The organism is Stieleria mannarensis (assembly GCF_014154935.1).
GTDB classification, from domain to species: domain Bacteria; phylum Planctomycetota; class Planctomycetia; order Pirellulales; family Pirellulaceae; genus Stieleria; species Stieleria mannarensis.
In genome coordinates, this window is record NZ_JACEHH010000091.1 from 1 (window position 1) to 12224 (window position 12224).

Sequence of the window (12224 nt, forward strand, 5' to 3'; positions counted from 1 at the left end):
AAAAAGACGAGCGACAGCAGCACCAGACCATAGGGCAGTAGCATCCGAGTCGGCTTGTAGATCAACATCCCCATCGGCCCTACGCTGCATATTGCTGAGCGGAATCTGGGACACGGTCTATAAGAAATGGCTTGCGGGAAAACCGACCGTCAGCGACCTTGTCAAATGCAAACACGCGTGATTGGCGACTCGATCCGCGCATCACGCGGATCGCACCCGGATTGGAGCAAACACAGGAAAAAGCCAAGTGATTTGCTACAGCGAAATGAGTGTGCGGAACAGCCGTCAACAGGTTGTTGACGCCCGTGATGGACCACTGTACTATCGAAGTCACACAGGGGGCGTTTGCTCTTTCTCGCCATCACGGAGAACGCGAATCAGATGACTCGATTCATGGGGTGTCTGCTGGCGGCCGTCGTCGTCGCAGCGGCCGGCGGTAGTGAACCGTTCATATTTCTGCAGCCGGAGGGCAACGATCGACTGCGTGGTCGCGTTTTGATCGATGGCGATGAATTTGCGTTGCAACTGGTCGATCGCGACGGAGACGGCGACTACCTGGGCAACGCGGATCGGTTGTCCATCGATTTGGATCGCGACGGTCACTTCCATCCGCTGAGTGAACGCCACGCATCTGGCCGGCCGTTGCGGCTGCGGGATGTTGGTACAGCGGATCGCTACGAGATTCGATTGCTGGAAAATCCGTGGCGCCTTCGATTGATACCGATTCGTGGAATGGGGACCCTTCGGGTCGATTTGGACCATCTGCGATCCGGCGCGGTGATTTCAAAACTGAACGCGACCTTGGTTTCTCGCAGCGGGATCCATCGCGAAATCCAATTGGTGGACGAAGCGGTCGGGATCCCGGTGGGCAGCTATCGGCTAGAGAGAGTGTTCGTCGAAGCCAGCGACGGTCGCTACTGGTCGATCGAATTTAAAAACTTGGACACCAAGCTGCCCTACACAATTAGCGTGGCAAAGGGAAAGACGACATCGTGTGAGTTACTTGGAGCATTGCGTCTCGAAGCACGGATCGCAGCGAGAGACTATTTGGGCGGCAAATTGACGGTGTTACCGCAGTGTATCTCAGAAACCGGCCTGACGCTGGTGCGATGTGAGGTGGGCGATTTAAAGCCGAGTGACGAAAGTCGATTGGCCGCAACGCTGGTCAACACCAGCGGTTCCGGCGAAGTAATCGACCGGCGTAGTTCCGGTTTCGCGTGCGGAAGTTTATGCCCGCTGGTCTTCAACACCAACGGGCTGATTGAACCACAAATGCAGATACGGCTGATGATCGATATCGGACCGTTGGGCGGAGTGATCCGGCATCAGGTTGCGGTCAAACGACCAGCGTATCAACCGCCTGCGAGCGACAAACCGTTTCTTGGAATCGAGCAATAGGGAAGCAGATGAATCATTTGTTGATCAGACAGGCGGGGGCGTCATGGGCGTTGGCGATGTTTCTGCTCTGGCAGGGATGGTTCTCGGTCGCCGATGCGAACACCGTGGATCGAGACCTCGTGCGGGTTCGTGTTGTTGATGGGAACGGTCAGCCGATTGACGACGCGACCGTTCGAATCGTTGGCCTGACGTCCAGGCCGGATATCGGGACATGGCATCAGACCCCGGGGCAACTCACCCTCCCATCGGTTTCCAGCGGACAGTACGAAATTGCAATCCAACGCCGTCATCGAGCTTTTCTGCATCATGACCGTGCGCTCTTGGTGGTCGCGGCCCCCGGATACGATTTGAATGTCCGCGAACTGTTGCAGACACGCTTGCGGTGTGGTGTTCCGCTGGATGTCACGCTCAAACCACAGGCCACAGGCACAATTACAGTGGTCGATGATCAAGGGGATTCCGTCGCCGGCGCACGGCTGGCCCCAGCGGTTTGGGGCACCACCGTGATTCCCAAATACCACGGGATCCCGGAATCGGCTTTCACCGACGCCGATGGTAAAACGCAAGCGACGTGGATTGATCCGGCGCGGCTTTCCATGGTTTATCTCTGGAGCGACTCGCTAGGGAATCAGCGATTACCGGTGACGCGAGGTGATGACGGGCGGTTGAGTGTGATCGCGCTCAAGACTTACAAAACGGCGGGACGCTGGACCGCAGAATCCGAACCCGAGCGGGATTCACCGTTTTTCTCAACAGCCATCACCGTTGCATCGTCGCCGCAGGAATTTTCGTTCTCGCAAGGTGCGACGCAGGTCTACACCTGGGGCACCACCGTGCAGCGCGCCGACGGCACGCTGCCACCGGTTCAACTGACGCCCGGAAACCTCGTTTACACCTCACAAATGCCCAGCAGTGTTCCGCTGACGACACAGTACCAGCGAGCCACTGCGGCGACGATCGATGAAGACCAGTCCTACCAGATCGAATGGTTTGACGGGATTCGCGTTCAAGGCCAGATCGTCGATGAGCACACTGGCGATCCACTGTCGGATCTCACCGTCCTGCATTTCTCTTTGTCTCACTCCGATGACATCACCGACGACGACGGGGCATTTCAGATTTGGTTCGCGCCCGGAAGCCGGATTAGCTATTTTCCACAGGATGTGCTCGGACGACACATCAAAGCCGGGGGCTTTTACCTCTATCCTCAACAGTTGCCGGTCGACGGAAAACTGCAATTGGATCCGACACCGATGCAGCGAATGTCGGCGGCGATCGGAAAAGTGATCGATCACCAAGGCCTTCCGATCGCTGCGGCACAGGTTGAATGTCAATTCAAGGATGAACGCTTCACCAAAACGCAAACCTTGTACAGCGATGCCGAAGGCGAATTTCGATTCAATCATGTCCTCGAAAACGCCACCGTCCAGCTGACCGCTCAGCAGGAAACGATGATGACGCAGCAACCGGTTTCGGCCTTGTTGTCCGAGACAGATGAAGTGGTGCTGAAAATTGTGCCCCGGCATGGCGTTGCCATTCGTGGCCGTGTCGTCGATGCCGACGGCAGACCGATCCAGCGTGTCAGCGTGACCGTACGGACACCCCAAGTGATCCAGCAGGAACTTTACAACGGGCGTGATTCCATGGCTGTCGACCTGTTCGGCGGCAAATCGACGATTGCAACCGATCAGCAAGGCGTCTTTGAATCGCGCCCGATCGTCGATTGGAATCGCGACATCTCCGTTGAGCTAAATGCTCCCGGCTATCGCACCACAGCCACTTATTGGCGAGACGCTTCGATTGCCGGAAACAACAAGACCGATCTGGATTTCGGGTCGATCACGATGCATCCCCAGTGGAAGACAATTGATCAACCGGTCCAGGTGATCGACGCAGACACCAAACACCCGCTCGCCGACGTCCGAATCGCCTGCCGCGGCGCCTACGTCGAACACCAACGTCATCGCAGTGATGCCGACGGTCGAGCGATGATTTCAATCCCCGACAGCACGGCGGTCTTCGCGATCCATCACGACGGCTACCACCCCGCCGTGCTGGTACGACCGGCCGGTCAGCAGCTCGACGTCGTCAAGCTGAAGCGTCTGGACTCCGGGCCGCTTTCACGCCCACTGATTCGCGCCGCATCCGATCCGTCCGTCGACGCGGCAGCGTTGGCCGGTCGAATGTTGCAACGATTCACAAGGCCGGATCCGTCGGACACGGTCCATCGAATTTCCAGCTACTACCGTACCCTTTCGGTCACCGATTTCGACACCGCCCTCGCCGAGCTTACCGAACTGGCGAAGTTGCCCAACATGAAATCAACCGTCGGGATGCTGATTGCTCAGATGAACTGGCTGGATGCCGATCAAAGGAAGCGAGTGTTGCCGCTGTTGGATGACAAGATGGTGTTCCACCTCTCACTCTCTCTGGCGGATCAATCGACCGAATCCGAGGAACGGCTCGAATGGCTCGGCGAAGCGCTCGTCTTGGCTCGACAACAGACCGGCGACGGCGCGCTGGCGTCGATCGGTCGTCTGGCAGCCCAATTGCTCGAACAGCGTGAAGTCGAGATGGCCAAAGAAATGCTTTTAGACGCCTACGCCGACCATCCGAAACTGGCTGAAGTCTTGGCGGCCGGCGAGCGTCAAAAGCTTGCCGGAGTCGCCAGGATCTTCTTGCCCGTCTACGCCACGGTGGACCCCGAAAAAGCATCCGAATTGATTGAGCTGACGGCTTACGCCGATGAGATCGAACGTTTGCAGACGCTGGCCGTTCGTTTTGCCGCCGAATACGGTGACCAGTCTCCGGAAACGCTCTGCAAACGACTGGGAATCGATCGCTTGTCATCGCGGGGGATGACCGCCGGGTATCTGAATCTAAAACATCGTGATGTCCAGCGTGGATTGGCCCTTGCCGAGCGATGCGACGATGAACTCGGCAAAGCCGATTTCCTGTTCGAATTGGCCAAAACCTCCGATGCCGATCTACAAACAAAATCCGAATTGGCCCGTCAAGCGTTGCAAATCATGGAGTCTCCCGTCGAAGAAGCGATGATTTTCCAACCGCGACATTGGTTGGCCGAACGCATCGGGCAAGTCGCGCTTTGGGATCCGGACCTCGCCGAAGAATACTTGTTCGCATCGATCTGGATCGAGAATCAGTCCAGTCGTATCACACCGTTTTTTCCGACCGCAACCCTGGCGATTCATCTTGCTCCGGTGAACCCAGGCATCGCCAAGGCCCTGGTCGAACCCTGTTTTGATGATTGGTCTTGGTTGTTCGGACAGCGCGATCAGTCCGTGATGTTTTCCCACGCGTTGCCTTTGCACGCCGCCGCAGCGATCGATCCCGATTGGGCTCATGACCTGGTCAACGACCTGCTGGACAACCACATCGAGGGCAACGACTCACGCAAGCTATTGATCGTCTCCGGAATCGCCGCCTCACTGTTCGATTGACGCTCCGTCTCCAGTCTCCGGTCAGCGAAAACCAGAGTCCTGTACCCATTGAATTTTAGGATTGCCAAGCGAAACGAGGGCATCTACCAATGGCACGGGCATCGGCGTTGGTGTCTAGCCTTGAGGCGATTCCCCGGTGCTGCTTCGCAGCGCGTCGGCCAATCGCTGGTATTGGTCGATGCTGTTGTACGCTTGGGCGGAGATCCGCAGACAGGGCTGTGTGCCGTCGAGCAGGAAAACCGGGACTTCGATTCGGTGGTCACGAGAGAGTCGCTGCTGGAGTGCGTTGGCGGCCGTCTTGTCGCCGAATCGCTCGCTCGGCAAGGGCACCGAAGCCAGATTGCCGAGCATGTCTGTCGGTGCCGGAGCCGAGCAGTTCAAGGCATCCAACAACAACTCGCGACCGGCGACAACGAGCGCGTGATTGTTCCGCATTAACTGCGGTAAACCGCCTTCGACCAGTCCGCTCAGGAACTCGATCGCTGTCGGCATCGCCAAAATCGGCGTCGGGTCGTAGGTCCCGATCCAATTGAACTGAGCCAGGAACGGTGTTCGCCCGAGTTCTGGTGTGTTCGCTCCGTGGCTGATCGTCGTCGGGTGAACGGTCGATTGCAGTTCCCGACGCACGTACAGAAACCCCGACGTCTTCGGTCCGCACAGCCACTTGTGGTGATTGGCGGTGTAATAGTCCACGTCCAAGTCGCGAAGGTCCACCGGCACCATCCCGGGCGCGTGGGCGCCGTCAATCATCACGCGAACCCCACGCCGGTGTGCCAATTCAATCAGTTCCTTGACCGGCAACACCAGCCCCGTCGGACTGGTCACATGATCGATCAACAACAATCGTGTTTTGGACGTGATCGCCTGGTCAATCGCATCGATGACCTGAGAGCTTGAACGAATCGGAAACGGCAACTCCGCGACCGACACTGCCGCGCCGCTTTGCCCGGCCGCGTACCGGGCGGCATTGTTACAAGCGTTGTAACCGTGGTTGGTGATCAGCACCTCGTCACCGGCCGCAAACGGGAACGATCGCAACACGGCGTTGACACCTTCGGTCGCGTTGCGAACAAAGGCCAGGTCTTCAGAATCCGCACCGACCAGCTGAGCGATCCGGTTGCGGACGTGATCGAGTTTGGGCAGCAACGACCGTTCGGGGCCCAGGAACTCGATCGGGTCGCGCTCGAGACGCTCAATCCAACGCCGTTGGTCCTCCATCACCACGATCGGCATCGCACCGAACGAACCATGGTTCAAGAAATCGATGTCCGGATTGAGTCGCCAGTGGCAGCGGAAAGGGTTGGTCAATGGATCTGTAGAGGGTTGGGTTTGCCGCGGGTGCGAACGCTATAGAGGATAGACAAGACATTTACGCATTCCCCCCTATTTTTCTGGGTGGGTCGCAAAGGGGGAGTGCGACGACGCGGGGAGGGTTTGTTGTGGCTCAGTTATACCCAAATACCACGGATCGACCCTCCCCTCGCTGCGCTCGACCCTCCCTTCCAGGGAGGGTGAATTCCCGAAAACCGCACGACCTCTAAAAGAGAGGGTGTGAAAAATTCTGAAGCTTTGGTTAGCCGGTAATGTCAACCGACTTCTACGCCAGAATCGGTTCAATCAATTCACCGTGCACGTCGGTCAGGCGAAACCGTCGGCCCTGGTACTTGTACGTCAGCCGTTCGTGGTCGATTCCCATCAAGTGCAGGATCGTCGCGTTGAAATCGTGGACATGGACACCGTCTTCGATCACGTTGTAGCCGAACTCGTCGGTCTGGCCGTAGCTGATTCCCGGCTTGATCCCTCCGCCGGCCATCCACATGGTGAAGCAGCGCGGATGGTGATCGCGGCCATAATTGTCAGCCGTCAACACGCCCTGGGAATACGACGTGCGTCCAAATTCGCCGCCCCAAATCACCAACGTATCATCCAACAATCCGTGTTGCTTGAGGTCCTTGATCAGGGCCGCCGATGCTTGGTCGGTTTCTTTCGCCTGACCACGAATCCCCTTGGGCAAGTTCGAATGTTGGTCCCATCCTTGGTGGTACAGTTGGATGAAACGAACATCGCGTTCGGCCAACCGCCGGGCCAATAAACAATTCGCCGCAAAGGTTCCCGGCTTGCGGGCATCTTCGCCATACATTTTGAACGTCGATTCCGGTTCATCAGAAAAATCGGCGACGTCCGGCACGCTGGCCTGCATCCGAAATGCCATCTCGTACTGGGCGATCCGCGATTCGATCTCGGGATCGAGTTCCTTGGCGAATTGGTGCTGATTCAAATCGTTGATCGCATCCAACTGGGCACGTCGTCGGCCCCGATCGACTCCGCCGGGATTCGACAGATACAACACCGGATCGCTGCCGCCGCGGAACTGGACGCCTTGGTATTTGGAATCCAAAAAGCCGTTGCCCCACAACCGTGCGTACAACGGTTGGCCGCCTTGGCCGGCCGAGACGAGCACGATGAAGGCGGGCAGGTCATCGTTCACGCTGCCGAGTCCGTACGACAACCAAGCCCCCAGCGACGGACGTCCGGCGATCTGCGAGCCGGTTTGGAAAAGCGTGATCGCGGGGTCGTGATTGATCGCCTCGGTGTACATCGATTTGATGAAACACACGTCGTCGGCGATCTCGCGATGGTGTGGCAACAGATCGCTCAGCCAGGCGCCGGATTGGCCGGCCTGGGAAAATTTGAATTGCGACCCCGCCAGCGGCAGTGACGACTGGTTGACCGACATACCGGTCAAACGCTGCTCGCCGCGTACTTCCGCCGGCAATTCCTGGCCGTTCATCTGGTTCAACAGCGGCTTGTAATCGAATAAATCCTGCTGCGCCGGTCCGCCGGACTGGAACAGATAGATGATGCGTTTGGCTTTGGGTGGAAAATGCAAGCCACCGGCCACGTCCCCGGCTGGCGTTTCGCGTCCCATCAAATTGCCCAGCGCGGCGCTGCCTAAGGCGACACCGGCACCGCTACTTTTGAGAAACAGACGGCGATTGGCCGCCATGGCATGGCTGAGTGAATTGGGGTTCATGGTTTTGACCAGGTAGGAAAGGAGACGGGGGTGATGCGATCAGCAAATGGTTGTACGACGTCCTTTCTAGGTCGTCGCGGCGAGTCCCGCGGACGACGGCCCGGAAGGGCCATCGTACCCACAGAAACGATCGGCCATTTAACGTTTCCAGACCGTTGCGTCCAAGTTCATCATCGCCTGACAGACCACGGTCATCGCGGCCAGTTGTGGCGGTGGAACGTCCGAAGCGACCGTCGACTGGCCGATCGCAAGCAGTGCGGCGGCACGTTCGGGCTCGTCGGCAAAGTAAGCTTGTTCGTCTTCCAGCAAGGACAACAAACGTTTCAATTCGTTCGCATCGGGATCACGACCGGTCAATTTCAAGAAGGCGAGCTGGATCCGATCGGAATCGTCATTTTGCTTCATCACCGTTTCGGCCAATCCGCGTGCGGCTTCGACGAATTGGACGTCGTTCATCAGTACCAACGCTTGAAGCGGCGTGTTGGTGCGAGAACGCTCCATCGTGCAGACCTCACGCGTTGTGGCGTCGAGTGCCAGCATGTTGGGCAGCGGCGCCGTGCGTTTCCAGACCGAATACAACGATCGCCGGTAAAGGGCGGTGCCGACCGATTGCTGGTATGGCGGAGACATGCCGTTGGATTCACGCCACAGGTCACCGCCGGGCTGGTAGGGCGACACCGGCGGCCCGCCTTGTTCGTCGTTCATCAGTTCCGAAGCGGCCAACGCCAGGTCGCGGATCTGTTCGGCGGCCAGACGACTGGCCGGCCCGCGGGCGAGCAGCGCGTTGTCAGGGTCACGCTGCAGTTTGGACGCGTCGACACGCGAATCCTGGCGGTAGGTCGACGACAAGACGATCTGGCGACACAAGCGTTTGACATCCCAGCCGTTGTCGACAAAATCGCGAGCCAACCAATCCAGCAGCTCCGGATGGGTCGGTAGTTCGCCTTGCAGTCCAAAGTTTTCCGGTGTTTGGACCAGCGGGCTTGCGAAAAAATTGCCCCACAGTCGGTTGACGGCCACGCGTGCCGTCAGCGGGTTTCGCGGATCGGTCACCCACCGGGCCAGTCCCAATCGATCACGCGGTGCTTGGTCTGGAAACGGCAGTCCGAACTGGGAGAACGTGTCGCGCTCGACCCGCGTGTCTTCGTTCTTCGGTGCATCGTATTGCCCACGCGCGAGGATATGTGCCGGACGGGGCTGATCGAGTTCTTCCATGACCGGAATCTCGTTCATCGCTTCTTCGGCCATGACCAACGCTTTCCTGGCGTCGGTCAAGGTTTGCAGGGCTTGGCGAGTCGGTGTGTCGATCGCCGCGGCAAAGTAGGCGTCGGTCCGTGCGATCGGCTCACCCGTGGCTAAGTGTTTCAATTCGGGGACGGTCAACGCCCGGTCATAGACTCGCACGTCATCGATCAACCCGCCGGCGAATCCCCGCGCTCGAAACCGTTGCCCGATCACGAATTCGCCCCCGTGATCGACCACCACGTTGGCCCGCTTTTTCACTTGGTCACGTAAGGTCTCCGTCTGCAGCGGAACACCATCCAAATACAGTCGCAATCCGGCTGCTCGTGACGAGCCGTCATAGGTCGCGGTGACCTGGTGCCAGGCGTCGGCAGGAATCGGATCGATCGTGCGAACCGACATCGCGTTGCCCGGCCAAACCCGTGCCATCCGCGATTCCAGATGACCGTTTTCGATCGTCAGGTCCCAGCCGTTGTAGCCACAATCGGTGCCACGGGTGTGATGCACGATCACGCTGCGATGGGGCGTGCGATTGGTGTCCCGCAGCGTCACCACGACCGAAAACGGTGTCCAGCGATCAAAGGCGGGGACGCCATGCGTGGTGACGCCGCGTTCACCGTCCAACGCGATCGCACGGCGCGTCGTTCCGACCGGTTCAGGCGCAGCGTCCTGTTGGGCGTCGACGACATTCTCAGTCGCTTCGGCAGCTTCGCGGATCTTTCGTTCGTCTGCTGCCAGCGCCGGATCCAGCCGCGGGATCGCGCACTCCTGGACGGGTTGCAACGCGGGCATCGACGTCCACGACCGGTCGGATTGCGACGGGTGATAGAGGTCCTTGATGGACTTGTCAAAATCGACGTCAAATCCGATTGCCAGTCGGAGGTCGGGAATACTTGGCGCGGAGTCCGCATCCGGTTTCCACGATTGGAATCGCTGCTCGGACTGTCGCATTACGTCTGCGTACTTTTGTTCGGCCGCACGCAGCGTCTCCAGCGCCTCGCGATATGCCGCTTCTTGCTGCTCGGTCGGCAGCAACAGCGACGGGCACGGAACCTTTTCGGTTCGGTCATAAACCCCGCTTTCGTCGATCGAATTAAAGAACGCGGACAGCGAATAGTAGTCACGCATCGGGATCGGGTCGTACTTGTGATCGTGACAGCGGCAACATTCCAGGGTCAGCCCCAGCACCGCGGTGCCGAAGGTGTGAACGCGGTCGGCGACGTTCTCGACCCGCCACTCTTCAAACACCGCCCCGCCTTCGTTGTTCAGCCGGTGAATCCGATTGAAGGCCGTCGCCAGTTTCTGCTCCCGTGTCGCGTCGGGCAACAGGTCACCGGCCAGCTGCCACGTCAAGAAATCGTCATAGGGCAGGTTCTCGTTGAGTGCGTCGACCACCCAGTCACGATAGGGCCACTGTGTGTTCAGCTTGTCACTCTGGTAACCATACGAATCGGCGTAGCGGGCGGCATCCAACCACGAGACCGCCATGTGCTGGCCGAAGTGGGAGGATTGCAGCAACCGATCGACAACCGATTGGTAAACCGCATCGCGATGGCGACGACTGTCATCTTCGGCCAACGCGTCCTCAAACGCACGGATCTCCGCCGGTGTCGGCGGCAAACCCGTCAAATCCAACGTCGCGCGGCGGAGCCATCGTTGCGGCGGGGCGGCCCGGTTGGGCAACATCGCTTGACGCTCCAATCGATCCAGTACGAACCGGTCGATGGTCTGGCGACACCACGCGGGTTCCTCTGGCGTGGGCACCGCGACGCTTTCCGGCAACAGCGTGAACGACCAGTGCTCGGCATACGCGGCCCCTTCATCGACCCAGCGCTCCAGCGTCTGCTTTTCCTGTTCGCTTAGGCTGAGATTCGAATGCGGCGGCGGCATCAACCGATCCTCGTCTTCGCTGCGGATTCGGTCGACCAAATCACCCGACGCGATCAAATCGATCGCCTCCTCGCGGACGTCCAGCCGCAACCCGGCCTCGCGATTCTCCTCGTCCGGCCCGTGGCAAAAATAGCACTTGTCCGACAGGATCGGCCGAACGTCTCGGTTGAAATCAAGATCCTCGGCCAGGCAAAGTGCCGATTGAAAAACGGTGGCGGCAAAAATGAATGGTCGAATCATGGGGAATGATCCATCAGACGCGGGAGAGTTCGATTGAACGGCGTGCTGCGACAAAACCATCACAGCGCTATCCTGTTAGGGTGCAAGGATTCTGGTTGATCGGGAACCGCATGTCTTGCACCGGTCAATCACAACGGTGTAAAATTCACGCATGACAAATACCAGGATTGCCGAGCGTTTTTACCAACGGCTAGATCCCCAAGGCCAGATTCTGGGGCTATTCGACTTGTTGCCGAGCGTCTCGTTCTTTGTCAAAGACCGCCGCGGCCGATTCATCGCGCTCAATCGGCGTGGTTGCGAGTATTGTGGCGTGGCCCAGGAGAGCGATGCGATCGGTCGCACCGACCATGACTTTTTCCCCAAGCAACGGGCCGACGAATACCGTGCCGATGACCTGAAAGTGATGGACAGCGGGCGCGAGATTCGCAACCGGATCGAAAGTGCCCCCGAAGCGGAAGGGTCGCCGCGATTGGTGATGACCAGCAAGATTCCGCTGCGTGATCGCCGCGGAGTCGTGATCGGGATCGCAGGATTTTCACGCCAAATCGAAGAGCTTCGTTCTCCGGGCGGGACGGTCGCGGCGTTTGCCGATGTGATCGCGCACCTGCACCGACACTATGATGATCCGCTGACGACGCCTCTGTTGGCCAAGATGGCGGATCTGTCGGTCAGCCAATTCGAGCGGCGGTTTCGAAAGGCGTTTGGCTGCTCGGTGCGACAATACCTCGTTCGCATTCGAGTGGAAAACGCGACCAAGTTACTGACCGAGACGTCGCAAACGATTTCCCAAATCGCGCTGGCGACCGGGTTCTATGATCACGCCCATTTCAGCCGCAGTTTTCGTCAGCTGATGATGGTTTCACCGTCGGATTATCGACGGCAGTTTCGTCATGAGTCGTAGTGCTTGATTAGAACCACCGATGCACCACTTCTCCCCAGGTGGAGGTTCGGGAACGCGG

6 protein-coding genes are annotated in these 12224 nt (G+C 58.7%); 3 read left to right on the forward strand and 3 right to left on the reverse strand.

The window, feature by feature from the left end; genetic code table 11:
• Positions 1–381 precede the first annotated feature (381 nt).
• Positions 382–1398, forward strand: coding sequence for a hypothetical protein (locus H1B37_RS31830; protein WP_182871331.1), 1017 nt, complete (start codon positions 382–384; stop codon positions 1396–1398).
• Between the two features lie 8 nt (positions 1399–1406).
• Positions 1407–4859 (forward strand): carboxypeptidase-like regulatory domain-containing protein, encoded by a 3453-nt coding sequence (locus tag H1B37_RS31835; RefSeq protein ID WP_182871332.1) that lies wholly within the window; start codon positions 1407–1409, stop codon positions 4857–4859.
• A 114-nt stretch (positions 4860–4973) separates the two neighbouring features.
• On the opposite strand, the gene H1B37_RS31840 is transcribed toward H1B37_RS31835, so the two are convergent.
• From H1B37_RS31840 to H1B37_RS31850, 3 genes are all read right to left on the reverse strand, one after another.
• On the reverse strand, positions 4974–6167 hold the full coding sequence (locus H1B37_RS31840; protein ID WP_286178453.1) for an aminotransferase class V-fold PLP-dependent enzyme: 1194 nt from the start codon (positions 6165–6167) through the stop codon (positions 4974–4976).
• Between the two features lie 289 nt (positions 6168–6456).
• Positions 6457–7893, reverse strand: coding sequence for a DUF1501 domain-containing protein (locus H1B37_RS31845; protein WP_182871333.1), 1437 nt, complete (start codon positions 7891–7893; stop codon positions 6457–6459).
• Positions 7894–8031: 138 nt separating this feature from the next.
• Positions 8032–11265 (reverse strand): DUF1553 domain-containing protein, encoded by a 3234-nt coding sequence (locus H1B37_RS31850; RefSeq protein ID WP_182871334.1) that lies wholly within the window; start codon positions 11263–11265, stop codon positions 8032–8034.
• Between the two features lie 151 nt (positions 11266–11416).
• Between H1B37_RS31850 and H1B37_RS31855 the strand changes: the two genes are divergently transcribed.
• Positions 11417–12166 (forward strand): AraC family transcriptional regulator, encoded by a 750-nt coding sequence (locus H1B37_RS31855; RefSeq protein ID WP_182871335.1) that lies wholly within the window; start codon positions 11417–11419, stop codon positions 12164–12166.
• Positions 12167–12224 lie beyond the last annotated feature (58 nt).